The sequence below is a fragment of the Streptomyces sp. NPDC057694 genome (assembly GCF_042799415.1).
Lineage (GTDB): Bacteria > Actinomycetota > Actinomycetes > Streptomycetales > Streptomycetaceae > Streptomyces.
Genome location: NZ_JBHVIX010000012.1, coordinates 53,183 through 77,098, shown reverse-complemented (window position 1 = coordinate 77,098; position 23,916 = coordinate 53,183). Strand labels below are relative to the sequence as shown.

The window sequence follows — 23,916 nt, the reverse complement described above, 5'->3', positions numbered from 1 at the left end:
GATGAACACGGTCCTGGCGGAGCTGGGCAAGAAGCTCGCCGACCGCTGGATGGGCGCCGTGCTCCTGCCCGGTCTGCTCTTCGTCGCCGCCGCCGTGTGCGGGGTGCTGCTGGGGCACGGATCAGCCCTCGACCGGACGTACCTCAGCGACGAACTCGCCCGCGCCGGAGACCGGTTGGCGGGACGCCCGGCGGCGATCGCCCTCACCGTGACCGGGACCCTGCTGGCCGCCACCGTGTCGGGACTGGCCGTACAGGCGCTCGCGTTCGCCGTGCGGCGGATGCGGGTCTCCCGCCGCCCCCTGCGGCTGGCGCGGTGGCGGCGGGAGCGGGCCCGCGCCGCCACCGGGCGCACCGGCCCGGAGCGTTACCTCCCCGCGCGGATCACCGGCATCGGGGACCGCTTCCGGCTGGTCGACGAACGGGTCGACGCCCAGTACGGGCTTTCGGCGGCCCTGGCCTGGCCCCGGCTGTGGCTGCTCCTGCCGGAGACCACCCGGCCCGTGATCAGTGCCGCGTACAGCCGCTACCAGAGCTCTTCCGAGACCACGGCGTGGGGGCTGCTCGCCGGGGTCCTCGGGCTGTTCTGGTGGCCGGCGCTGCCGGTGGCCGTGGCCCTGGGCCTCGTCGGCCGGCACCGGGGGCGGTCGTCGGGCGCGGCCGTCGCGGACCTGGTCGAGGCCGCCGTCGACATCCACCAGCGGCAACTGGCCGAGGCGCTGGGCGTCGATCTTCCGCACGGCCGGATCACCCCGGCCGAGGGACTGCAGATCAACGGCATGCTCAACAAGAGGGCCTGACCGGGGCGGGCCCCGGACCGGGCCCGGATCGGCGCGGGATCAGACGCCGGTGGTGAGGGAGACCTCGGTGGCCTTGATGAGGGCGGTGACGGGGGAGCCGACGGTCAGTCCCAGGTCGGTGACCGCGTCCTTGGTGACGGCGGCCGTCAGCTCGCCGCCCTCGACGGTGACCTTGACGGTGGCCATCGCGGCTCCGGCGACGATGTCCCGGACCGTGCCGGGCAGCCGGTTGCGGATGGACAGGCCCTCCACCGCGCCCGTGGCGAGCGACACCTCCGTCGACTTGACCAGGGCGCTCACCGCGGAGCCCTCGGCGAGGCCGAGCTCCTTGACGGCGTCGACGGTGATGGCCGAGGTGACGTGCTGACCGCCGTCGAGACGGACCTTGACCGTGGCCATGGCCTCGCCGGTGGTGACCGCCGTGACGGTGCCGGGGATCCGGTTGCGGATGCTGAGGGACATGCGGAACGCCTCACAGGGATCAAAATGGGGTGTTGTGCCGGAGTTCCGGCCGCTGTGAGGCCCACCGTAGCGAGCGTGGGAAAAGTTGTTCCGCCGCTGGTCGCAGCTGCGAGGGCGCGGGCGCGTCCCGGGTCGCATCTCCGGCTCGGGACGGTCCGCGATTCACTCGTCAGGCGGGATAGGCGTGGGTCTGCGCGGCCTTCACCGCCGCCCAGACCTGCCCGCCCGGGTGCAGTCCGAGTTCGGCGGCGGCCACCGTCGTCAGCCCCGCCGCGAGGGACAGCTCACCGGTGAGGTCGGCGCGGATCTGGTCGCCGTGGGTCTCCAGGCCAGCGACCTCGCAGCGCCAGAGGTTGCGGGCGCTGGTGCCGGCGGGACGGTCGCGGTACAGGGTCACCGCGGTCGGCGGGAACGTGACGAAGACCGGTCCCGTCAGGTCCTCGGTGGTGGTGATCGCGGGCCCGTCGGCCAGCCGCACGGTGTGCCCCTCGGCCTGCCCCTGGTACAGGTTCAGCCCGATGAGGTGGGCGATGTAGTCCGTCCGCGGATGGCGGGCGATGTGGCTCGGTGTGCCCTCCTGCACCACCTGCCCGTCCTCGATGACGACCAGCCGGTCGGCGAGGACCATGGCGTCGAGCGGATCGTGCGTGACGAGGACCGCCACCGCCTCGAAGTCGGCCAGGTGCCGCCGCAGCTGGGCGCGGACCTCCAGCCGGGTACGGGCGTCGAGGGCGGCCAGCGGCTCGTCGAGGAGGAGCAGCCGGGGGTGGGTGGCCAGGGCGCGGGCGACGGCGACGCGCTGGGCCTGGCCGCCGGAGAGCCGGCGGGGCTTCGCGCCCGCGTGCCCGGCCAGGCCCATCCGGTCCAGCCACTCGGCGGCCTGCGCCCGCGCCTCGGCCTTGGTCGCGCCGTGGCAGCGCGGCCCGAAGGCGACGTTGTCCAGCGCCGTGAGGTGCGGGAAGAGCAGATAGTCCTGGAAGACGACACCGACCGGACGGCGCTCCGGCGGGGTCCGGTCCAGCTCCGTGCCGTCCAGGCGCAGATGGCCGTCGGTCAGCGGGACCAGACCGGCCAGCGCGCGCAGGGCGGTCGTCTTCCCTGCCCCGTTGGGACCGAGCAGCGCGACGACGTCGCCGGGGGCGGCCGTCAGGGTCACGTCGAGCCGGAAGGGCGGCCGCTCGACGACCAGGCGGGCGTCGAGGCCGTCGGCGGAGGGGCCCTGCTTCTCCAGCACGGTGGGGGCGGTGTCGGTCATGAGGCGGTCATCCAACGGTCGCGCAGCCCCGCGAGCACGGCCACCGAGACGGCCAGCAGGACGAGGCTGAGGGCGATCGCCGCCTCCGGATCGCTCTGCAGGGCGAGGTAGACGGCGAGGGGCATGGTCTGGGTACGGCCGGGGAAGTTGCCCGCGAAGGTGATCGTCGCGCCGAACTCGCCGAGCGCCCGCGCCCAGGCGAGGACCGAGCCCGCCGCGATGCCCGGCGCGATCAGCGGCAGGGTGACCCGGCGGAACGCGGTGAACCGGGAGGCGCCCAGCGTGGTGGCCGCCTCCTCGAAGCGCGGGTCGGCGGCGCGCAGCGTGCCCTCGACGCTGATCACCAGGAACGGCATGGCGACGAACGCCTCGGCGACCACCACCCCGGCGGTCGTGAAGGGCAGGGTGATCCCGAACCAGGAGTCGAGCCACTGGCCCACCACCCCGTTGCGCCCCAGCGCGGAGAGCAGCGCCACACCGCCGACGACGGGCGGCAGTACCAACGGCAGGGTGACCAGGGCCCGTACGACACCGCGGCCGGGGAACTCGACGCGGGCGAGCAACCAGGCCAGCGGCACACCGATCACCAGGCTGACGACCGTCGCGGCACTGGCGCACAGCAGCGACAGCCGCAGCGCCTGCCACACCGACGCGCTCGTCAGCTGATCGGGCAGATCGGACCACGGGGTCCGCACGAGCAGGGCGATCAGCGGCAGGACCAGGAACGCCAGGCCGATCAGCGCGGGCACCAGCAGCGGCAGCGGCGCACCCCGGAAGTTCCGCCCGCCCGCGCGACGGCGCCGCGGCCCACCCGTGCGGGGGTCGGTCGCGGCGCCGGTCCTGTCGAGCGAGGTCACGGCTTGAGGAAGCCGGCCGAGGTCAGCACCTTCTGGCCTTCGGCGGACTGCACCAGGGCGATGAACGCCTTGGCGGCATCGGCGTTCTTCGAATCCTTGAGCTGCGCGATCGGGTAGTCGTTGATGGCCTGGGTCGACTCGGGGAACTCCACGCCCTCCACCTTGTCACCCGCGGCGTGCACGTCGGTCTTGTACACGACCGCCGCGTCGGCCTCCTTCAGCTCCACCTTCGTCAGAGCGGCCTTGACGTCCTGCTCGTACGAGACCGGGGTGAGCTTCAGCTTGCTGCCGGTGAGGGCCTTGTCGGCGGCGGCGCCGCACGGCACCTCCTTCGCGCACAGCACGACCTTCAGGTCCTTGTTGGTGAGGTCCTTCAGCGAGGCGACCTTGTCGGGGTTGCCCGGCAGGGTGGCGATCTCCAGCTGGTTGCGGACGAAGGTGGCCGGGGTGCCCGCGGCGTCGCCCTTGTCCGTGACGATCTTCATCGTCTTGGGGCTGGCGGCGGCGAACACGTCCGCCGGGGCGCCGCCGGTGATGCTCGCGGCCAGCGAGTCGCTGCCGCCGAAGCTGAAGGTCACCTTGGTGCCGGGGTGCGCCTTCTCGAACTGCTTGCCCAGTGTCGTGAAGCTCTCCTGGAGCGAGGCCGCGGCGAAGACGGTGACCGTGCCGGACAGCTTGTCCGAGGACGCCTTCGACGGCGACGCCGAGGAGTCGGACGACGAGTCGTCGGACGAGGAGCACGCGCTCACCGCCAGCAGTGCGGCGGCGCTCGCCCCGGTCACCTGCAGAATCCGGGTGGTGCGGCGGTTCCGGCGCACGGAGGGGGTCGTCACGGGTGTACTCCTGTTCGGAATGGGTGTGTATTCGCTGAGCATACTGCCGCAAATACAAGGTGTAAGTGCATAGTTGAATCGCATGAGCCAGACTGGATGATCCGACAGATGGTATATGCGTTTGTCCAGGTGGCCCGGCCGGGTACGGTCCCTCGGGAGGTGGTGGCCCGTGAGCCGAACACGCGCAGCTGCCCGTACGACCGCCGCCGTGGCGGAAGTGGTTCTCGCCGGTGATCTGGCCCGGCCGTCCCGGCTGACCGTCGCCGACCTGCTGGGCTGGCCCCAGCACCAGGCGGAGGTCGCCTTCGAGTGCGCCACCAGCGGCGTCCAGCACCACCGCTTCACCGGCCCGCTCCTGCACGACGTGCTGAGCGCCGCGGAGCCCGGCTTCGACCCGGCCCGGCGCAAGGACCGGCTGCGCTTCCTCATCGCCGTGACCGGCACCGACGGCCACCACAGCCTCATGTCCTGGGCGGAGATCGACCCCGACTTCGGACGGGCCCCGGTGCTGCTCGCGGCCACCATCGACGGCTCCCCGCTGGACCGGGCGGGACCGCAGCTGGTGCTGCCGCAGGACCGCTGCGGCGCCCGCTACGTCAGCGGGATCACCGCCATCCGCGTGGACGGCGGCTACCGCTCTTGGCCGTGAGCGCCGTGAGCGCGGTGAGCGCGGTGAGTGCCATGGGCGCGGGGCTCCGGTGGCGTTACGCGGCACCGGGCACCCCGCGCTCCGCCATCGCCCGCCACACCCGGTCCCGGGTCAGCGGCACCTCGGTGAAGCGGATGCCGGTCGCGTCGCGCAGCGCGTTGGCGAAGGCGGGCGCCACCGGGTTGAAGGGGCTCTCGCTCATCGACTTGGCGCCCAGCGGGCCGATGGTGTCCGTGGTCCCGATGAAGTGGACCTCGGTGCGCGGGACATCGGCGTACTGGGGGAGCCGGTAGCGGCGGAAGGCGGCCGTGTCGACGGCGCCGCGTTCGTCGAGACGCACGTTCTCGAAGAGCGTGGCGCCGAGCGCCTGGGCGACACCGCCCTCGATCTGACCCCGGCACTGCATCGGGTTCATGACCTGCCCGGCGTCGGCGGCGTGCACACTGCGCAGGATGCGGATCTCGCCGGTGCCCGGGTCGACGGCGACCTTGAACCACTGGGCGTTGAAGGCGACCGAGCGCGGGGTGCCGCCGAAGTGGCCGTCGGCGGTGCACTCGACACCGACGGCGCGCGCGGCCGCGTACACCTCCTTGAGCAGCAGCCGGCCGCCCGGGTGCAGGACCGCCTCCTCCGTGAGCCGGCAGTCGGCGCGCGGGACCCGCAGCCGGGCGGCGGCGAAGTCGAGGAGCAGGTCCGCGAGGGCGCGCGCCGCACGGAGCGTGGCCTTGCCCGCGACGACGGTGCCGGTGGAGGCGAAGGCGCCGGTGTCGTGGCGCACGACGTCGGTGTCGGACTGGCGGATGGTGATCCGGTCGACGGTGGTGCCCAGTTCACCGGCCGCGATCTGGCGGTGCACGGTCGTCGTGCCGTTGCCGAACTCGGCGGTGCCGACGGCCAGATCGAAGGAGCCGTCGGGGAGCAGCGTGGCGGCCGCGTCGGCGATGTGCCCGCCGGGCGGGCCGGTCGCGATCATCGCGAGGGCCGCTCCCTCGCCGACCAGCCAGCCCGGGGGAGCGGTCACGTCCGCGGCCTGCGTGCGGGCCCGGCGCACGATGTCGACGCATTGGTCGAGGCCGTAGCTGGCGATGTGCAGATCCTCCTCGTGGCCGCCGGGAGTGATCATCGGCTCGTCCGCGTTGATGACGTTGCGGGCCTTGAACTCCAGCGGATCCATTCCCAGTTGCCGGGCCAGTTCGTCGAAGGCCGACTCGACGGCGAACATCACCTGGCCCAGGCCGTAGCCGCGGAAGGCGCCGGCCGGGACGGCGTGCGTATAGACGGAGTAGGCGTCGACCTTCTTGTTCGGGGCGCGGTAGACCGCCATGGACTCGCCGACGCTGTGGAACATCACGGCCGGACCGTGATTTCCGTACGCGCCCGTGTTGGACACCACCCGCAACTGGAGCGCGGTGAGCGTCCCGTCGCGGCGCGCGCCCGCCTTCACGCCGATGGTGAAGGGGTGCCGGGTCGTGGCGCCGAAGAACTGCTCGGCGCGCGTGTACTCCAGCTTCACGGGGCGGCGCAGCCGCAGCACGGCGAGCGCCACGATGTCCTCGACGAGCATCTCCTGCTTGCCGCCGAAGCCGCCGCCGACCCGGCCCGCGACCACCCGCACCTTGTCGTGCGGCAGGTCGTAGAGGTCGCACAGGGCGCGGCGGGTCAGGAACGGGGTCTGTGAGCTGGTCCGCACGGTCAGCCGGTCGTCCTCGTCGAACCAGGCGACCGCGCCGTGCGTCTCCAGGCTGGCGTGCTGGACGCGCTGGGTGCGGTACGTGTCCTCGTGGACCACGTCGGCAGCGGCGAACCCGGCCTCGATGTCACCGGTCTCGCCGTGCGCCTCGCCGACCACATTGGCCCGGGGGCGGGCGATCCGGGCGGTGGCCGCGTCCTTGTCGTGGACCACGGGGGCACCCGGCCGCATCGCCTCCTCCGGATCGAGCACCGCGGGCAGCAGCTCGTACGTCACCTCGATCCGCCGACAGCCCTCCTCGGCGGCCGCCTCGCTGTCGGCGACGACCGCGGCGACCCGCTGGCCGATGTACCGCACCGTGTCGTCGAGGACGCGCGTGTCGGCCGGGTCCTCCTCCGGGTGTTCGTGGCGGGCGGTGGAGAAGTGCCGCTCGGGGGCGTCGTGATGGGTGAGGACGAGATGGACGCCGGGGACGCGCAGCGCGGCCGCCGTGTCGACGGCGGTGATCCGCGCGTGGGCGTGCGGGGAGCGCAGCAGCTTCATGTGCAGCAGGCCGGGACCGCCGGAGAAGTCGATGTCGAAGGTGTAGCGGGCGGTGCCGGTGACGACCTGGGGGCCGGCCGGAGCGGGCAGATTGCGGCCCACGGCCTCGCCCGCGCCCGGTTCCTCGACGTGCCGGACCCCGCACACGGCGTCCTCGATGGCCCGGTAGCCGGTGCAGCGGCACAGATTCCCCTTGAACGCCCGGGGCAGGTCGGTGAGCTGGTCCTCGTCGAGGGCAGCCGTCGTCATCAGGAAACCGGCGGTGCAGAATCCGCACTGGAAGCCCTGCGCGTCGAGGAACTTCCGCTGTACGGGATGGAGTTCGCCCCCCGGTGACGCGAGGCCCTCGACCGTGGTGACCGCACGGCCGTCGGCGCGGAAGGCCGGATAGAGACAGCTGTGCACCGGTTCGCCGTCGACGTGGACGGTGCACGCGCCGCAGTCGCCCGCGTCGCAGCCCTTCTTCACGCCGAACCAGCCGCGGTCGCGCAGATAGGTGCGCAGACACTGCCCCGCACGCGGATCCTCCGTGTGCGTACGCCCATTGACCTCGATCTTCATCGTGCCTCCTCGCCGGGTTCCGCTGGTTCCGCGGGGTCTCCCAGTTCGCGGCGGATCTCCTCCGCGTACCGGAACGTCATGTGGCGCCGCCACTCGGGCAGCCCGTGGATGTCGTCGAACCACTCCTCGTCCGCGACGGCCGCCCCGATCGCCGCGCGCAGCGCCGGAGCGGACGGGGGCAGCGGGAACCACAGCCGTACCGGCCGCACGGTGGACGCCGTGACCGTCACCGCGAGCGAGCCGTCGGACGGGTCGAGGGCGCCGATGACCAGCACACCGGAGCGGCCGAGCCCGTACAGCGACGCCTGCCGGAACGCCGTACGGCACGCCAGACTCCGCGCGGGCAGGGTCACCGAGCGCAGCAGTTCGCCCTCGGCGCGGACGGTGCGCCCGGCGCCGGTGACGAAGTCGGCGGCCCGCACCCGGCGGCGTACACCGTCCTGGGCCAGCAGCAGACACTCCCCGTCGAGCGCGGCCGTCAGCGAGATCATCGGGCCCGCCGGGAGGCCGTTGCAGAGATTGCCGCCGACCGTGGCCATGTTCCAGATCTTGAACGAGGCGAGGAAGGCCCGGCAGCACCGCTCGAACAGCGGGGCCGCCGGCTGCGTCAGCTCCTTCGCGAAACGGGACAGTTGGGCGATGGTGCAGGTGGCGGCGATCTCCAGGGAGCCGTCCGCGTGCTGTTCGACCGGGGTCCAGCCGGTGCGGCTGAGGTCCACCAGGCGCCGCAGCCAGGGCTGCGGCTCCGAGAAGAGATACGTGCCGCCGCCCAGCCAGGCGTCGCCGGGCCGCCAGGGAGCGGGCACCCGCCCGTCCCGGATCTCCGCCACCGTGTTCAGGTCCATGGCCGTCAGTGAAGCAATCCGCGACGGGCCCGGACGACTGGTGCGCCACACGGAATCGTCCCGCTCCGCGGCCCGCCTTTTGGTGAATCAACCAAGGAGCATTTCGCTCCGTTCGCCTTGCACTTACTATGCGATCACTCGCATTCACCTGGTGATTGCGAGATGCCGGGCGGTTTATCCCCCGTTCGGCGGCCGCACGAGGAGCCGGAACACATGCACGTCGAAAATCTCCTGGAGGACCAGAATCTGGGCCTGCGCCTGCTGTGGGCCGAGGACGCGTCGCTGCGGCGGGAGATCAGCGGGGTGACGGTCACCGACCTGGAGGACCCGGCCCGCTTCGTACGGGCCGGCGAGGCCGTGCTCAGCGGACTGGTCTGGTGGACCCCGCAGCGCGGCGAGGACAAGGCCGACCGTTTCGTCCGCGCGCTGCGTGCCGCGGACGCCGCCGTCCTGCTGGCCGGCGAGGAGACCCACGGCACGGTCCCCGACGAGCTGATAGAGGCGTGCGTACGGCACGGGATGCCGCTGGCGAGCGTGCCGACGCATGTGATGTTCCGGGCCGTCACCGAGAGCGTGTACGTGCAGCAGTGGGGGGAGTTGAGCCGTCAGCACGCCCTGCCCGGACACCTGCGCGAACGGCTCGGTCGGCTCCTCGCCCAGGGCGCCGGACCGGACGCGATCCTCGCCGCGGCCTTCGCTCACCTGCGGACCGGAACGGTCGCGTACGTGCTGACCGGCGCCGGACGGACGGTCGCGGCCACGCCCGACGGACCGGACGACAGCGTCGAGGCGGCCGGGGACGGGATCACCGTGCCGGTGGACGTGGACGGCCCGTCCGCGTACGAGCGTTGGGAGCTGCGGCTGCCCGATCCGGATGCCGTGCCGCCCCGGCTGCTGCACGAGGTGGCCGCCGTGCTGGGCCGCTGCCAGGAGGCGCTCGCCCGGCACCGGGCGGCCGACCGGCAGGCAGCGGACGAACTGGGCGCGCTGCTCGCCGGGCCCGGTGGCGACGGGGACGCCGAGGCGGCGGACATCGAACGGGGGCTGCGCGCCTGCGGGCTGCCCGTCGACGGGCCGTACCGGGTGGTCGTCGCCGCCACCGGCGCCCGGCAGGGCGGGGCCGGGGAAGGGGCGCTGGCGGAAGTGGTGGCCTGGGCGGGAACCGGGCCCGCGGCCGTGGGCCGGCTCCCGGACGGCACCGCCTTCGCCGTCGTGGCCGGAACCCTCCCCGCCGACGAGTTCGCCGGAGCGTTCTCGCGCGTCGCCGCGTGTGTCCCCGACGAACCGCTGTACGGCGGAACCGGGACCCCGGCCGCCGCGCCGCGCGGTCTGGCCGGGGCGCTGGCCGAGGCCCGCTACGCCCTGACCTGCGCCCGCGGCGGCACCCCCGGCACCTCCTCACTCGTCGACACCGCCACGCTTGGCAGCCTCGGCGCGCTCCTGGCCGGGGTGCCGGCATCGGTGCGGGCCGTCTACAGCAGGACCGTGCTGGGCCCGCTGTTCGACGCGCGGACCGCGTCCGCCGCCGCCCTTCTGGAGACCCTGCGGGCTTTCCTCACCTGCGACTGCTCCTGGGCCCGCACGGCCGAGGTGCTCCATCTGCACGTCAACACCGTGCACTACCGGGTCCGGCGCATCGAGCACTTCACCGGCCGCGACCTGTCCCGGCTCCCGGACCGCCTCGACCTGTGGACGGCGCTGCTCTGCCGCGAGGACCGCGAGGACCGCGAGGACCGCGAGGACCGCGAGGGCGGGTGAGGGCGGGTGAGGGCCGCTCGCCGTTGGGGCGGTCGTCGCTCAGACCCGGTCGATGTGGACGTTGGTCGACTTCACCCGGGCCGTGGCCTCCACGCCGACCTCCAGCTCCAGTTCCTCGACCGCCTCGCGGGTGAGCAGGGACACCAGCCGGTGCGGACCCGCCTGGATCTCGACCTGCGCCGCCACGTCACCGAGCTTGATCGCGGTCACGATGCCGGGAAAGGCGTTGCGGACCGACGTGTAGGAGGCGTCCTCCTCCCCGGCCCCGCTCTTGGCGAGCTCGACGGAGAACGCCGCCAGGTCCTTCCCGTCGATGAGCCGCTTGCCGCTCTCGTCCCGATGGGTCGTCACTCGTCCCGCGTCCGCCCACCGGCGGGCGGTGTCCGGGCTCACGCCGAGCAGTCGCGCTGCCTGGCCGATCGTGTATGACTGCATGCGCGCCAAGATATCCGGGATATCCGGGCGCGCTCGCCGGGCCCGCCCTCAGTGCGCCCTGCGACGACGCGGGCGTGACATGGGCGCGATGCAGGCGCGGCGCGGGCGCGGCATGGGTGACGCAAATGCCAGCTGATTCGGTCAATCTGACATGCATGCGCGGGTATGAACTAGGCTCGCACCTTGCATCTGTGGTCCACAGGAACGATGGAGCCGGTCATGGAGAAGGGCATGCTGCCGCCGGGGCAGCGGCTGGCCAGAGGGTGGCCCGTCTCGCACTACGGGCCGGTGCCGCGCTTCCGTGCCGAGCGGTGGACGCTGCAGGTCTTCGGCGCGACCGCGAACGGGCAGACCCGCTCCTGGACCTTCGACGAGGTCACCGCCATGCCCAGGACCACCGTGCGCGCCGACCTGCACTGCGCGTCCGGCACCAGCACCACCGGCCACACCTTCTTCGGCGTGCCGGGCCGCGCCCTCCTCGACCTCGCCCCGCCCGCCGCCGGCGTGACGCACGTGATGGCCTGGGCCGAGTACGGCTACAGCGCCAATCTGCGCCTCGCGGACCTCGCCGCCGACACCACCGTCCTCGCCACCCACCACGACGGTGAGCCGCTCACCGCCGAACACGGCTTCCCGCTCCGCCTCGTGGTCCCGCACCTGTTCGGCTACAAGGGCCCGAAATGGCTGCGCGGCATCGAGTACATGACGCAGGACCGCCGCGGCTTCTGGGAGGAACGCGGATATCACAACGTCGCCGACCCCTGGGCCGCCCAGCGCTACTCGTACCAGGAAGAGGACGAGAGCTAGTCTGCGTGCGCGCCGGGCCGGGGCCGCCTCGGCGGCGGTGGCGATGCTGGTCGAGCGTCAAGTGGCGCCGGGGCGCGGTCACTCCGGCCGCGGTCACTCCGTCCGTGGGCGCGGGGGCTTCTCGCGCAGTTCCCCGCGCCCCTGAGGAGTGCACTCCGTGCGCCGCGGGGCTCCTCGCGCGCACCGTCCTCACGTGCACTTTATGTACATGGTCGATTACTCTCGGTCGCGATGAAGATCCAGTCGGTGTGCCGTGGCGGCCGTCCCGGGGTGTGGGCCTGGGCGGCCCTCGTCGTCCTTCTCGCCGCCCTGATGCATCTGCTGGCCTGCGCCCACGGACCCGTCCCCGACGGGGCGGGGCGCGCCGACACCATCGCGGCGACCAGCGCCGTCGCCACCCACGGCGCGACGACCCCTTCGCCCGACGGCAGCCGTGATGCCGACGGCGACGCGCGGTGCCGGGGCATGGACGAGCCGACCGCCCAGCCGCCGCGCGACCGCACCGCGGCCGAAACCGTGCGGAGCGCGCCGACGGCCGAGCCGCACCTCTCCTCACCCGTGCCTACGCGCGAGCGTGCCCCCGCCGCGACGCACCACTCGGAGTGCTCTCCCCAACGGGAACGTGCCCGCCTCGGCGTGTGGCGGACCTGATCCGGACCGGCCCGGGGCAGGTCCGGGAGCCGTCCCCGACGGCGCCCCGCAGCCACCCCTGCCTCCGCCTCCGCCCTGATCCGTCCGCACGCAGCGGCCGGCCGCCGCACCGGCACCGGCCGTGGGAGAGACACGCCATGAACCAGACCACCCGCACTACCGCTCCGGCCGCACCCGCCGGACTCCTCGCCGACACCAAACGCCCGACCCACACCCCGGCCGGACTGGTCGGCGACACCCCCGTCCTGTGGATCGGTGAACCCTTCACCACCACCGGACGCGGCTTCTGGGCCAAGCTCGAAGGACACAACCCCGGCGGCATCAAGGACCGCACCGCCCTGCACATGGTCCGGGCCGCCCGCGAACGCGGCCAACTCGCTCCCGGCGCCCGCATCGTCGAGTCCACCTCCGGCACCCTCGGCCTCGGGCTCGCCCTCGCCGGAGCCACCTACGGGCACCCGGTCACCGTCGTCACCGACCCCGGCATCGAACCGCTGATGACCGGACTGCTCACCGCCTACGGCGCGGACGTCCAACTCGTCGACACCGCACACCCGGAGGGCGGCTGGCAGGAGGCCCGCAAGCGGCGCGTCGGCGAACTCCTCGCCGCCCACCCCGACGCCTGGTGCCCCGACCAGTACAACAACCCCGACAACGTCGCCGCCTACGCCCCGCTCGCCCATGAACTCGTCGCCCAGCTCGGCCGGATCGACACCCTCGTCGTCTCCGTCGGCACCGGCGGACACTCCGCGGGCATCGCCTCCGTCCTGCGCCGCTACTTCCCCGCCCTGCGCGTCGTCGGGGTCGACGCCGCCGGATCCACCCTCTTCGGCCAGCCCGCCGCGACACGGCTGATGCGCGGCCTCGGCAGCAGCATCCACCCGCGCAACGTCCACCACGCCCTCTTCGACGAGGTCCACTGGACGGCCGCCCCCGAAGCCGTCTGGGCGGCCCGCAGGCTGGCCCGGCACCACTACGCCACCGGCGGCTGGAGCGTCGGCGCCGTCGCACTCGTCGCCCGCTGGCTCGCGCGCGTGCTGCCCGCCGAGGACCGGATCGTCGCCGTCTTCCCCGACGGCCCGCAGCGCTACGTCGGCACCGTCTTCGACGACGCGTACTGCACCGAGCACGGACTCCTCGGCCTGCCGCCGGCCGACGACCCCGACGAGATCGCCCGAGCCGGCGACCGCGTCGTCACCCGATGGACCCGCTGCACCCACGTCACCGACCCCCTCACTCCCGCCGCACGGCCGCTCACCGGAGCCACCCGATGAGGGCGGTGTGGCGGCAGACCCGCTCCTTCTCCGCACCGGTACAGCTGCTGATGGTCAATCAGTTCGCCATCAACCTCGCCTTCTACATGCTCATGCCCTACCTCGCCGCCCATCTCGCCGGACCGCTGGGCCTCGCGGCCTGGGCCGTCGGACTCGTCCTCGGCGTCCGCAACTTCTCCCAGCAGGGCATGTTCCTCATCGGTGGCACCCTCGCCGACCGCTTCGGCTACAAGACCCCGATCATGGCGGGCTGCCTGCTGCGCACCGTCGGCTTCGGACTGCTCGGATGGGTCGACAACCTGCCCGCCCTGATCGCCGCGTCGGCGGCCACCGGGTTCGCCGGAGCGCTCTTCAACCCGGCTGTACGCGCCTATCTCGCTGCCGAGGCGGGGGAGCGGCGCGTGGACGCCTTCGCCACCTTCAACGTCCACTACCAGGCGGGCATGCTCCTCGGCCCGCTGGTCGGACTCGCTCTGCTGGCGGCCGACTTCCGACTCGTGTGCACCGTCGCCGCCGTCCTCTTCGCGGCGCTCACCGTGCTGCAATGGCGGGCCCTGCCGCCCCGCCGTGTCGAGGGCGCCGCGGCCACGGCGCCCAGCGTCCTGGGACAGTGGCGCACTGTCGTCGGCAACCGGTCCTTTCTGCTCTTCGCCGTCGCGATGACCGGCTCGTACGTGCTGACCTTCCAGGTCTATCTGGCGCTTCCCCTCGCGGCGGGCGAGGCGCTGGGATCGCGTGGCACCTGGGCGACCAGCGGCCTGTTCGTCGTCTCCGCGGCGGTCGCCGTGGCCGGTCAACTACGGCTGACCGGCTGGGCGAAACGCCGCTGGGACCCCGCGCAGGCGCTGGTGCGCGGACTCGCCGCGATGGGCCTGGCCTTTCTGCCGCTGGCTCTCACCCCGCCCGGCGCCCGTGCGGGCGCCGTCGTCGCCCTCGCCGCCGCGGTGACCCTGCTGGCCGTCGGCGGCGCCATCGTCTACCCCTTCGAAATGGACACCGTCGTCTCCCTGTCCGGCAACCGTCTCGTGGCCACGCACTACGGGCTCTACAACACCGTGTCGGGCCTGGGCATCACGCTCGGCAACCTCGCCACCGGCGCCCTCTGGGACTTCGCCGTCCGGCACGGAGCCCTGTGGCTGACCTGGTCCGCGCTGACCGCGACGGGTCTGGTGTGCGCGTCGTCGGTCGCCGCACTGGCCCGTAGTGGGCGTCTCGCGGCGCGGAAGGAGCCTGAACTCGTGGCGGCGTGAGAGGAGTTGGTGCCTTCCCCTGTGCCCATTCCGGGTGGCCGGGTGAAAGCGCGAGGTGAGCCCGCCTACGGCGTCTGTCTCCGCAGCGTCCTCCTGGTGACCGTCAGCCCGGATATGAGGGCCGCCAGGAGGGTGCCGGTGACGGCTGCCGTGAGAGTGGCCGGGTTCAGGTGCAGGCCGACGTCGGACGACGTGGCCTGGGAGAGACCCGAGGCCATGCCCAGCAACGGGGGCAGAGTCACCGCCACCCCGAGGACGGCGCCGGTCGCGACCACCAGCACGGTCTCGCCCGCCGAGGCGAGGAGCAACTGACGGGTCGTGCCGCCGGTGGACTTCAGCACCCCGAAGTCGCGCCGTCTGGCGTGGGCGGCCATGGCCATGCTGTTGACGACGGCGATGACGCTGTAGCCGACAGCGATCGCGATCAGCAGGGCGGCGAGCGCGTCGGTCAGCTTCGCATCGGTCTCGTAGTCGGCCAGGGCGAACGCGGCGGCGTCGTGCAGAGCCGTGCCGGGGACCGCGGCGGACGCTCTGGCGGTGCCGGGAACGAAGATGTCGTCGGTGAGCGCGGCGGGGTCATGGGCGCGCACCAGATCCCGGGCCACCACGAAATCGCCGCGCGCCGGATCGTCGGGCAGGACCGCGCCGACGCGCAGGGCGACGGTGGCACCGTCGGCGAACCGGACCGATACCTTCGCCCCCTTCCTCAATCCCAGCTCCCCAGCGGTGCGTTCACCGAGCACGGCCTCGCCGGGCCGGCTCCAGCGCGGATCCCTGCTGCCCAGGACATCCAGGACCGTCGCGCTGCCCGCAGCCTTCCGGCGCACGAACGCGCGGGTCGGCAGCGCCGCCTTGCCCACCGGGTTGGCCGCCACCACCTCGTCGGTATTGCCCGGTGTCCCGTCCGGGGTGACGATCGATTGGCCCGCCACCTTCAGGGCCTCACCCGCCGGGTACGCCACCCGCATCGTCTCCACCATGCCGCTGAGCAGCACCGCGAAGCCGACGGCCGCGATCACGGGAGCCACCAGGGAGGCGGCACGGCGCGGATGCGCGGTCAGCTCGGCGCGGACCAGGACCGGCCCCGCCGCCCCGCCGCGCACAAATGGCGCCGTCAGCAACCGGGCCACGGGCCCGACCAGCACCGGAGCCAACAGAGCCGCCGCCACGATCAGCGTCATGGTGGCGAAGATCGCTCTGTTGACGCGATCGTCGGCGCTGGAGAACGCGGTACCGACGGCGAGAAGTCCCCCGATGACCAGTGCGGTGAGCCCCGAGAGCCAACGGCCGCGCCCCATGGCCCGGTCACCGGAGCGGCCGTCGAGCAGCGCCTCGACGGGAGCAATCCGGGCGGCCCTGCGGCTCGCCGCCCAGGCGCCGGTCACACTGACTCCGACACCGATGGCCGCCGCAGTGAGCAACGGCCATCCCGCGATGCCGATCCGGAGGTCCGGCGGCGCCACGTCCAGGCCATCGAGCAGCGCACGCAGCAGCGGGGTGGCGGCCACCCCGGCCGCGCAGCCGGCGGCCGAGCCGAGCAGGCCGACCACGGCGGCCTCGCCGAGAATCATGCGGCGGATCTGCCTGGGAGCAGCGCCGAGAGTGCGCAGCAGGCCGATCTCGCGGCGGCGCATCCCGGTCGCCAGGGCCAGCAGGGAGGCCACGACGAAGACCGTGGTGAACAGACTCAGGACAGCCATGGCAGTGATCAACTGGACGCCCAGGAAGCGCTGGTGCTCGACGTACGCGGGCTGCAACTCGGCCCGCCCGTCCCCGGAGACCACGCTGCCTCCGTCACCGACGGCCTTCGCGGCGGCCGCGGCGACCGCGCCCGTGTCGGCTTTCTCCCCGGTGATCAGGGCGATGGCCCGGACACCGGGCTGCTGGCGCGCGGCGAACGCCTCGCTGAAGTAGTAACCCGGACCGTCCAGGGTGCCCACCACGGTGAACTCTCTGCGCCCCTGCGTGATGTTGACCGTCAGCGTGCTCCCCGGAGCCACACCCAGCGCGCGGTCCACCACGACCTCTCTCATGCCGCGCGGCGCCCGTCCGGACACCGTCTCGTACGGCGCCGTGCGCGCACTGCCCCAGCCGTGGCCGGACTCCAGAGCGCCTTCGTCGGCCACCGGTCCGCCGCTCGTCATCGCCTGGGCGTAGAAGGAACGGTCGAGCACGGCACCGGTCACGCCCGGCACCTCGGCAAGCATGGCTCGCAACCGCGCTGCCTCGGCCGGCCCCCACGGCATCCGGTCCCCGGGACTGCCGTCCGCGTCGACAGCCCGCTCGGGCAGTGCCAGGGCGGCGGTGCCCGCGTACCGGGCCTGCACCCCGGGCCGCGACGAGTCGTAGATCACCAGCGTGGCGGTGATCAGGGCGACACCCACCAGGACGGCGGCGAAGGCGCCGAGAAACGCGGACCAGCGGTCGCGTACGTTCGCCAAGATCAGCATCATGACTCCAGCCGGCTCATATGGGCGGCGATCGCGGCGGCGTGGTCGGAGCCGGACTGCCGGTCGAGCGGCACCCGGTCGGCGATCCGCCCGTCCCTGAGGAAGACCACGACGTCCGCCGAGGCCGCGGCCACGGGGTCGTGCGTGACCATCAGCGTGGTCTGACCCTCCTGGTCGACCAGCACGCGCATCATCCGCAGCACCTCGCGGGAGGTGACGGTGTCCAGGGCGCCGGTGGGCTCGTCCGCGAAGAGGACATCGGGCCGCGTGACCAGGGCCCGGGCGAGGGCGACGCGCTGCTGCTGTCCGCCGGACAGCTGACTGGGCCGGTGTCTCGCACGCTCCGCCAGACCGACCGCGGCGAGCGCGTCCACGACCTGCTCACGGCCGACCTTGCGGCCCGCGAACCGGGACGGCAGCTCGACGTTCTGCGCAGCCGTCAGCGACTCCACCAGATTGAAAGCCTGAAAGACGAACCCGACGTGCGAGCGCCGCAGTTCGGTGCGCTCCTTCTCGCTGCGCCCGCCCATGTCCACCCCCGCGAGCACGATCCGGCCCTCGGTCGGACGCTCGAGCCCGGCCGCGCACTGCAGCAGCGTCGACTTCCCCGAGCCGGAGGGGCCCATGATGGCGGTGAACGTGCCGCGGGCGAAGGCGTGGGTGACGCCGTCGAGCGCGGTCACACGGTGTCCGCCGGCGTCATGGATCTTGCGCACGTCCCTCAGCTCGACCGCGTCCTGCGCGGGAGTTCGCCTCGTTGTCGTCATCGTTTTCGTCATGCGTCGATTCCACCGGCCCGAGGGCGGTCGCCACACTGATCCTGGCTCTACTCCAGAGGTAGAGCCAGCTCTACCGCGCCGTCCGAACCGCCCGGCTACGGTGATCACATGAGTCCCACTACCGCCTGGCAGGCCCTGGCTCAGCGCCCGTTGAGCTTCCTGACATCGAGCTGGCCGTGGCGCTCTCTCGCGTATTTGAGCGGAGGCGTCGTGGTCGGCGCCGCAGCCGCGCTCTTCTTCACCCTCGGCCTGGCCGCGGGGATCATCCTGCTCGTCGTCCTGATCGGCATCGCCCCGCTGGCCGGCCTGGTGCTGGCGTCCACCGTGGTGGGCCGGGTGGAGCGGCGCAGACTGCGGCTGGTGGACCTGGACGCGCTGCCCGATCCGCACTGTGCTCCGGACAGCCCGGGCCCGCGGGCCTGGGTGACCACGCGCCTCAAGGAACAAGTGACGTGGCGGGAGCTGACGTTCACGCTGCTGTCGGCGGCGTCCCTGTGGTGGCTGGACCTGCTGGTCCTCGGCTTCTCCTTCGGCCTGCCCGCCCTCACCTTCGCCTCGACCGACGGGACGACCTGGCCCTGGACGGTGTTCGGTGCGATCGTGCTGCTCGCCTCGCCCTACACCGTCACCTCGTGGGCCGGCGCCCGGGGCGCCTTGGCCCGCACGTTCCTGGCGCCCCGCGACAGAGAACTGGGGGAGGAGCTGCGCGAGGTCCGTGCATCGCAGTCGCGGCTGCTCGACTCCTTCGACGCCGAGCGGGCGCGGATAGAGCGCGATCTGCACGACGGGGCACAGCAGCGGCTCGTCTCGATCGGTATGACGCTGGGGCTGATCCGTCTGGAGATCCCCAACAACTCCCCGGAGGCCGGACTGCTGGCGCAGGCCGAAACTCAACTCGCTGCCACACATCGGGAGTTGAGAGCCCTGATTCGCGGCCTGAATCCGCCCGTCCTCGCCGACCACGGTCTGGTCGCGGCCGTCGAGGACTACGCGGGCCGCTTCCCGATCCCGGTGCACGTGGATCTGCGGCTGCCAGACCGGCTGTCCAGACAGCTGGAGACGACCATGTACTACCTGATCAACGAGGCGTTGACGAACATCGCCCGGCACAGCGGGGCGACCAGTGCCCAGGTGTACGGCCGGTACCATGCCGATCTTCTGGTCCTCAATATCCTGGACAACGGCCGCGGCGGGGCCGACCCCGACAGAGGCACCGGTATGACGGGGCTCGCGGACCGGATCGCCGCGTTCGACGGCCGGATACAGGTGACGAGTCCGGTCGGTGGTCCGACCCTGCTGCAAGTGGAGGTTCCGTGTCACTTCGCCTGATCGTGGCCGAGGACGCCGTTCTGCTGCGCGAAGGCCTGATCGGGCTGTTCGAACGGGTCGGACACACGGTGGTGGCGGCCGTCGGGGATGCCGATGCTCTGGAGGAGGCGGTGCGCGCCGACCGGCCCGACCTCATCGTCACCGATGTCCGGATGCCGCCGCAGCTCGGCGACGACGGACTGCGGTCGGCGGTGCGGTTGCGTGAGGAGTACCCCGGACTGCCGGTGCTCGTCCTCAGCCAGTACGTCGAACGGTCCTATGCGCTCAGGCTGTTGGACTCCGGCGGTGGTGCGGGCGTCGGCTATCTGCTCAAGGAGCGGGTCAGCGCGGTCACCGACTTCATGGCCGCCATCGAGCGGGTCGCCACCGGCGGGGCCGTGGTGGACCCGGAGGTGATCACGCAGTTGGTCCGGCTGCGCCAGGATCCTCTGGAGCGACTGAGCCCCCGGGAGCGCGAGGTGCTCGCCCTGATAGCGGAGGGACGGACCAACGCCGGGCTCGCGAAGTCCCTGTTCCTCAGCGAGGCGGCCGTCAACAAACACATCGGCAACATCTTCAACAAGCTGGATCTGCCAGTCGACACCGACGGCCACCGGCGGGTCCTCGCGGTCCTGGCCTTCCTCCGAGCCTGAGCCGTCACCCGTCACCCGCCAGCCAACTCCACTGGCCCGGGTCCGCCCGCTCAACCGGTGCGCAGCGGACTGCGTCTCCCCAGCCGGGGCACCCGTCCTCGGCAAGCGCGCCGGGAGCGCGGAGCGGCGCAGTAGCAACGGGAGGCGTACGGCATGGAGATCTCCGGAATCTTCACGGCGATCGTGGTCGGCATCGTGATCGGCATCCTGGGGCGGCTGGTGATTCCCGGGCGGCAGCGCATCGGCGTGCTCTGGACGATCCTCGTCGGCATCGCCGCCGCGCTCGTCGGCACGGCCGTCGCCGGTGCCTTCGGCGTCGCCGACACCCGAGGCATCGACTGGATCGAACTGGCCATCCAGATCGGCCTCGCGGCGCTGGGTGTCGGCGGGGTGGAGCGGCTCAAGGGTCGCAGCTGAGCGGAGAGCCAGCGCCAGAGTCAGAGCCAGGGCCGTAGCCACGGCCAGCGGCACCGTCCGTGGTGGGTCAGAGCTGTTCGGACAGGTCGTGCTCCAGGGCGTGGGCAGCCGTGTGCAGGGTTGCGACCAGCGCCTGGAGCCGCCGCGGGGCGTAGCGTGTGCCGGGCATCGACACCGACAGGCCGGCCAGCGCGGTGCCGTCCGGGGCCCGCACCGGGACGCCGACGGCGACGAGGCCGCGCTCCGACTGCTCCCGGTTGACGGCGAAGCCGTTGCGGCGCAGGCGGCGCAGTTCCCTGCGCAGCCGGGCCAGGTCGGGGCGGTCGGCCGGACGGTCCCGGTAGCGCTCGGGCGCGTACACCGTGTCGAGTTCGTCGTCGGGGAGTTCGGCGAGGAGCAGCAGTCCCGCCGTCGTGCGGTGCGCGGGGAAGACCATGCCCTCGCGGGAGCCGACCCGCAGAGAGCGGCGGCATTCGACGCTGGCGATGAAGCGGGCCACGTCCCCGGTGCGCACCGTGACGTTCGCGGTCTCGTCCAGCAGATCGACGAGCCGGTGCAGATGGGGCAGTGCCGCCGCGCGCAGTCGGGAGACGAGGGACTGGGAGTGCGCGGCCAGTTCGAGGACGGGGCCCGCGCGGTAGACCCGGTCCTCGTCCTGCGCGGCGAAGTCCCGGTAGACCAGCATCGCCAGGATCCGGTGGGCGGTGGACCGGGCGACGCCGAGCCGCTCGGCGATCTGCGACACGGTCGCGCCGCCCTCCAGTTGCAGGATGGTCGCCGCCCGCAGCGCGTGGTCCACGCTGGCGATCGGATAGGGAGGCGGCGACTTGAAGGGTTTGTCCATACGCTGAACCTCGGATTCTGCTCTCCAGAATCTCCATGTTCTCCCCTCGGACACGGCGCACGCTCGTCGGGTGACTGAGACCACTCCAGCCCAGGACCGCGCCGAGGGCTCCCCGGTCCGGCTCCAGGCCGTCGCCGCGGACGGGCAGCCCGACGTCAGCCCCGCCCTCGAGACCCTCTACCGGGGCTTCGAACAGGAACTGCTCGTTCCGCTGTGGACCGAGATCGGCGATCTGATGCCCGCCCATCCGCGGTCCCGCGCCGTGCCGCATCTGTGGCGCTGGGACCGGTTGCGCCCGCTGGCGGCGCAGGCCGGTGATCTGGTGCCGGTCGGCCGTGGCGGCGAGCGGCGGGCCATCGCGCTCGCCAATCCCGCCCTCGGCGGCCGGCCCTTCGCCACCCCGACCCTGTGGGCGGCCATCCAGTACCTGATGCCGGGCGAGGACGCGCCCGAGCACCGGCACACCCAGCACGCCTTCCGGTTCGTCGTCGAGGGCTCGGGCGTGTGGACCGTCGTCGGCGGCGACCCGGTGCCGATGAACCGCGGCGACTTCCTGCCGCAGGCCGGCTGGAACTGGCACGCCCACCACAACGCCACCGCCGAGCCGATGGCCTGGATCGACGGCCTCGACATCCCCTTCCAGTACGTCACCGAGGCGCAGTTCTTCGAGTTCGGGCGCGACGAGATCAGCGACGCCGAGCGGATCACCCCCGAGCGCTCCCGCTCCGAGCGGCTGTGGGGCCACCCGGGTCTGCGCCCGTTGTCGGCCGGTCCGGCGCAGGCGACCGCGCCGGGCAGCCCGCTGCTCGCTTACAAGTGGGAGTTCACCAACGCCGCCCTGCGCGACCAGCTCCACCTGGAGAAGGAGGGGTTCGCCGGCACCGTCGAACCCGGCCACGCCGCGGTGCGCTACACCAACCCGCACGACGGCGCCGACGTCCTGCCCACGATCCGCGCCGAGTTCCACCGGGTCGTGCGGGGGGCCGAGACCGCGCCGGTGCGCGAGACCGGTTCGTCGGTCTACCAGGTCTTCGACGGCTCCGGCACCGTCACCGTCGGGGAGAAGTCCTGGACGGTGACGCGTGGCGACCTGTTCGTGGTGCCGTCCTGGGAGCCGTTCTCCGCTCGGTCCGAGGCCGGTGCGAGCGACTCCGACGAGGGCGCCCTCGACCTGTTCCGTTTCTCCGACGCACCCGTCTTCGAGGCGCTCCGGCTCGCGCGCACCCAGAGGCCCGCCCGCCCCTAGAGGCCTGCTCGCCCTTACAGGCCCAGCCGCCCCCAGAAGCCCCCAGAACCCCGCTCGCACCATGAAGGACGCCTGAACCATGAAGCTCGCCACCCTCCGCACCGCCGACGGCACCCGCGCGGTGCGCCTCGACGGGGACGTCCTCGTCGATCTCGGCCACACCGACCTGGGCGCCCTGTTCGCCGTACCGGACTGGCGGGAGCGGGCCGCAGCCGCCACTGCTACCGGCACCGGCACCACGTACGCCGTCGAAGGCGCCGACTTCGCGCCGGTCGTCCCGAACCCGTCCAAGGTCGTCTGCGTCGGCCACAACTACACCAACCACATCAAGGAGATGGGCCGGGACCTCCCCGAATACCCGACCCTTTTCCCGAAGTTCGCCGACACCCTGCTGGGCGCGGGCGACGACATCGTCAAGCCGCACGAGACCGACGCGCTCGACTGGGAGGTCGAACTCGCCGTCGTCATCGGCAAGGAGGTGCGCCGCGCCGACGAGCGGCAGGCCGCCGACGCCATCGCCGGTTTCACCGTCATGAACGACATCTCGGCGCGCGACTGGCAGTTCCGCACCATCGAGTGGACCCAGGGCAAGATCTGGGAGGCCACCACCCCGGTCGGCCCCTACGTCGTCACTCCCGACGAGGTCGGCGGGGTCCGCCCCGCCCTCCAGGTCACGACTACCGTCGACGGGGAGGTCATGCAGCGCGACGACACCGGCACCCTGCTGTTCGACCCGGTGTTCCTGGTGCGGTACATCTCCACCGTCATCACCCTGCGGCCCGGCGACATCATCGCCACCGGCACCCCGGCCGGGGTGGGCAACGCCCGCGACCCCAAGGTCTTCCTGAAGCCCGGCCAGAGCGTCGTCACCGAGATCGCCGGTCTCGGCGCCTGCACGAACAAGGTCGTCGCCGCATGACCGCGCCCATCAGGACTTTCGCCGAGGCGCGCGGCTGGGCCGAGGCCGGCACCACGCTGCTGCTCGACGCCGTACGGGATCTCGACGAGGCCGGTTTCAGCGCCCCCAGCGCCCTGCCCGGCTGGACCCGCAAGCATCTGACGGCCCATGTCGCCGCCAACGCCGACGCCCTCGGCAACCTGGTGCACTGGGCCGCCACCGGCGAACGCACCCCCATGTACGCCTCGCCGGAGGAGCGCGCCGAGGGCATCGCCAAGGGCGCGACCCTCTCGGCCGGCGAACTGAGCACTTGGCTGACCGGCTCCGCGCGGCGGCTCGCCGAGAGCTTCGACGAGCTCACCGACGCGCAGTGGTCGCACGAGGTCGTCACCGCGCAGGGCCGCACCGTTCCCGCCACCGAGCTGCCGTGGATGCGGGCCCGCGAGGTGTGCGTCCATGCCGTCGACTTCGGAGGCGGCGCCGCGTTCTCTGATTTGCCGGACGGTTTCCTGGCCGCGCTGACCGACGAGATCGCCGCCAAGCGCGGGCTGACCGAACTGCCCGAGGGGCCGCTGCCCGAGGTCACCGCCTGGCTGGCCGGCCGCCCGCACTCGCTCGCCGGCGCCCCCGCGCTCGGCCCGTGGCTCTGAGA

General features: G+C 72.7%; 23 protein-coding genes. 13 read left to right on the top strand and 10 right to left on the bottom strand.

The annotated features are described in order from the left end of the window. Position 1 precedes the first annotated feature (1 nt). Complete coding sequence (locus ACFVDP_RS24780) at positions 2–799, top strand: hypothetical protein (RefSeq protein WP_383493462.1); 798 nt, start codon at positions 2–4, stop codon at positions 797–799. A 39-nt stretch (positions 800–838) separates the two neighbouring features. Here the strand turns inward: ACFVDP_RS24780 and ACFVDP_RS24775 are convergent, their stop codons facing one another. From ACFVDP_RS24775 to modA, 4 genes are all read right to left on the bottom strand, one after another. Next, on the bottom strand, positions 839–1,261 hold the full coding sequence (locus tag ACFVDP_RS24775; protein ID WP_383493459.1) for a molybdopterin-binding protein: 423 nt from the start codon (positions 1,259–1,261) through the stop codon (positions 839–841). 169 nt (positions 1,262–1,430) lie between these two features. Next, complete coding sequence (locus ACFVDP_RS24770; RefSeq protein ID WP_383493456.1) at positions 1,431–2,516, bottom strand: ABC transporter ATP-binding protein; 1,086 nt, start codon at positions 2,514–2,516, stop codon at positions 1,431–1,433. Next, entirely contained in the window at positions 2,513–3,373 is an 861-nt protein-coding gene (locus tag ACFVDP_RS24765; protein ID WP_383493453.1) for an ABC transporter permease, read from the bottom strand. Before ACFVDP_RS24765 ends, ACFVDP_RS24770 begins: the two co-directional genes overlap by 4 nt. Then, the gene (gene modA / locus ACFVDP_RS24760; RefSeq protein ID WP_383493450.1) at positions 3,370–4,206 is read right to left on the bottom strand and encodes a molybdate ABC transporter substrate-binding protein; all 837 of its coding nucleotides are present in this window, start codon (positions 4,204–4,206) and stop codon (positions 3,370–3,372) included. The genes ACFVDP_RS24765 and modA overlap by 4 nt, the downstream gene beginning before the upstream one ends. Positions 4,207–4,375: 169 nt before the next feature. On the opposite strand from modA, the gene ACFVDP_RS24755 reads away from it, so the two are divergent. Continuing rightward, positions 4,376–4,855 (top strand): molybdopterin-dependent oxidoreductase, encoded by a 480-nt coding sequence (locus ACFVDP_RS24755; protein WP_383493447.1) that lies wholly within the window; start codon positions 4,376–4,378, stop codon positions 4,853–4,855. A gap of 55 nt (positions 4,856–4,910) precedes the next feature. On the opposite strand, the gene ACFVDP_RS24750 is transcribed toward ACFVDP_RS24755, so the two are convergent. Continuing rightward, positions 4,911–7,649 (bottom strand): molybdopterin-dependent oxidoreductase, encoded by a 2,739-nt coding sequence (locus ACFVDP_RS24750; RefSeq protein ID WP_383493444.1) that lies wholly within the window; start codon positions 7,647–7,649, stop codon positions 4,911–4,913. Beyond that, positions 7,646–8,494 carry an FAD binding domain-containing protein gene (locus tag ACFVDP_RS24745; RefSeq protein ID WP_383493441.1) on the bottom strand — a complete coding sequence of 283 codons (849 nt, stop codon included), beginning with the start codon at positions 8,492–8,494 and terminating at the stop codon, positions 7,646–7,648. The genes ACFVDP_RS24750 and ACFVDP_RS24745 overlap by 4 nt, the downstream gene beginning before the upstream one ends. A gap of 213 nt (positions 8,495–8,707) precedes the next feature. Here ACFVDP_RS24745 and ACFVDP_RS24740 point away from each other — a divergent pair, with 213 nt between their 5' ends. Continuing rightward, positions 8,708–10,252, top strand: a complete 1,545-nt coding sequence (locus tag ACFVDP_RS24740) for a PucR family transcriptional regulator (RefSeq protein ID WP_383493438.1) — start codon at positions 8,708–8,710, stop codon at positions 10,250–10,252. 39 nt (positions 10,253–10,291) lie between these two features. Here the strand turns inward: ACFVDP_RS24740 and ACFVDP_RS24735 are convergent, their stop codons facing one another. Next, positions 10,292–10,687 carry a TOBE domain-containing protein gene (locus tag ACFVDP_RS24735; protein ID WP_383493436.1) on the bottom strand — a complete coding sequence of 132 codons (396 nt, stop codon included), beginning with the start codon at positions 10,685–10,687 and terminating at the stop codon, positions 10,292–10,294. 219 nt (positions 10,688–10,906) lie between these two features. Between ACFVDP_RS24735 and ACFVDP_RS24730 the strand changes: the two genes are divergently transcribed. The 4 genes from ACFVDP_RS24730 (at position 10,907) to ACFVDP_RS24715 (ending at position 14,669) form a co-directional block, all read left to right on the top strand. Beyond that, on the top strand, positions 10,907–11,494 hold the full coding sequence (locus ACFVDP_RS24730) for a molybdopterin-dependent oxidoreductase (protein ID WP_383493433.1): 588 nt from the start codon (positions 10,907–10,909) through the stop codon (positions 11,492–11,494). 231 nt (positions 11,495–11,725) lie between these two features. Next, positions 11,726–12,145 (top strand): hypothetical protein, encoded by a 420-nt coding sequence (locus tag ACFVDP_RS24725; RefSeq protein WP_383493431.1) that lies wholly within the window; start codon positions 11,726–11,728, stop codon positions 12,143–12,145. A gap of 137 nt (positions 12,146–12,282) precedes the next feature. Then, positions 12,283–13,419, top strand: coding sequence for a PLP-dependent cysteine synthase family protein (locus ACFVDP_RS24720; RefSeq protein WP_383493428.1), 1,137 nt, complete (start codon positions 12,283–12,285; stop codon positions 13,417–13,419). Further along, complete coding sequence (locus ACFVDP_RS24715; RefSeq protein WP_383493425.1) at positions 13,416–14,669, top strand: MFS transporter; 1,254 nt, start codon at positions 13,416–13,418, stop codon at positions 14,667–14,669. Before ACFVDP_RS24720 ends, ACFVDP_RS24715 begins: the two co-directional genes overlap by 4 nt. A 65-nt stretch (positions 14,670–14,734) precedes the next feature. Here the strand turns inward: ACFVDP_RS24715 and ACFVDP_RS24710 are convergent, their stop codons facing one another. Beyond that, complete coding sequence (locus tag ACFVDP_RS24710; RefSeq protein WP_383493914.1) at positions 14,735–17,119, bottom strand: FtsX-like permease family protein; 2,385 nt, start codon at positions 17,117–17,119, stop codon at positions 14,735–14,737. After that, positions 17,119–17,886: an ABC transporter ATP-binding protein gene (locus ACFVDP_RS24705; RefSeq protein ID WP_383493422.1), complete on the bottom strand. Its 768-nt coding sequence runs from the start codon at positions 17,884–17,886 to the stop codon at positions 17,119–17,121. The genes ACFVDP_RS24710 and ACFVDP_RS24705 overlap by 1 nt, the downstream gene beginning before the upstream one ends. A 120-nt stretch (positions 17,887–18,006) precedes the next feature. Between ACFVDP_RS24705 and ACFVDP_RS24700 the strand changes: the two genes are divergently transcribed. The 3 genes from ACFVDP_RS24700 to ACFVDP_RS24690 all read left to right on the top strand — a co-directional run bounded on the left by ACFVDP_RS24700 (position 18,007) and on the right by ACFVDP_RS24690 (position 20,276). Further along, positions 18,007–19,227 (top strand): sensor histidine kinase, encoded by a 1,221-nt coding sequence (locus tag ACFVDP_RS24700; protein ID WP_383493419.1) that lies wholly within the window; start codon positions 18,007–18,009, stop codon positions 19,225–19,227. After that, on the top strand, positions 19,212–19,859 hold the full coding sequence (locus ACFVDP_RS24695; protein WP_383493416.1) for a response regulator: 648 nt from the start codon (positions 19,212–19,214) through the stop codon (positions 19,857–19,859). The genes ACFVDP_RS24700 and ACFVDP_RS24695 overlap by 16 nt, the downstream gene beginning before the upstream one ends. Before the next feature lie 153 nt (positions 19,860–20,012). Continuing rightward, the gene (locus ACFVDP_RS24690) at positions 20,013–20,276 is read left to right on the top strand and encodes a GlsB/YeaQ/YmgE family stress response membrane protein (protein ID WP_383493413.1); all 264 of its coding nucleotides are present in this window, start codon (positions 20,013–20,015) and stop codon (positions 20,274–20,276) included. A gap of 67 nt (positions 20,277–20,343) precedes the next feature. On the opposite strand, the gene ACFVDP_RS24685 is transcribed toward ACFVDP_RS24690, so the two are convergent. After that, on the bottom strand, positions 20,344–21,120 hold the full coding sequence (locus ACFVDP_RS24685) for an IclR family transcriptional regulator (RefSeq protein ID WP_383493410.1): 777 nt from the start codon (positions 21,118–21,120) through the stop codon (positions 20,344–20,346). A gap of 70 nt (positions 21,121–21,190) precedes the next feature. Here ACFVDP_RS24685 and ACFVDP_RS24680 point away from each other — a divergent pair, with 70 nt between their 5' ends. From ACFVDP_RS24680 to ACFVDP_RS24670, 3 genes are all read left to right on the top strand, one after another. After that, complete coding sequence (locus ACFVDP_RS24680; protein ID WP_383493407.1) at positions 21,191–22,366, top strand: cupin domain-containing protein; 1,176 nt, start codon at positions 21,191–21,193, stop codon at positions 22,364–22,366. A 79-nt stretch (positions 22,367–22,445) separates the two neighbouring features. Further along, positions 22,446–23,285 carry a fumarylacetoacetate hydrolase family protein gene (locus tag ACFVDP_RS24675; RefSeq protein WP_383493404.1) on the top strand — a complete coding sequence of 280 codons (840 nt, stop codon included), beginning with the start codon at positions 22,446–22,448 and terminating at the stop codon, positions 23,283–23,285. Beyond that, positions 23,282–23,914, top strand: coding sequence for a maleylpyruvate isomerase family mycothiol-dependent enzyme (locus ACFVDP_RS24670; protein WP_383493401.1), 633 nt, complete (start codon positions 23,282–23,284; stop codon positions 23,912–23,914). The genes ACFVDP_RS24675 and ACFVDP_RS24670 overlap by 4 nt, the downstream gene beginning before the upstream one ends. The last annotated feature ends 2 nt before the right edge of the window (positions 23,915–23,916 follow it).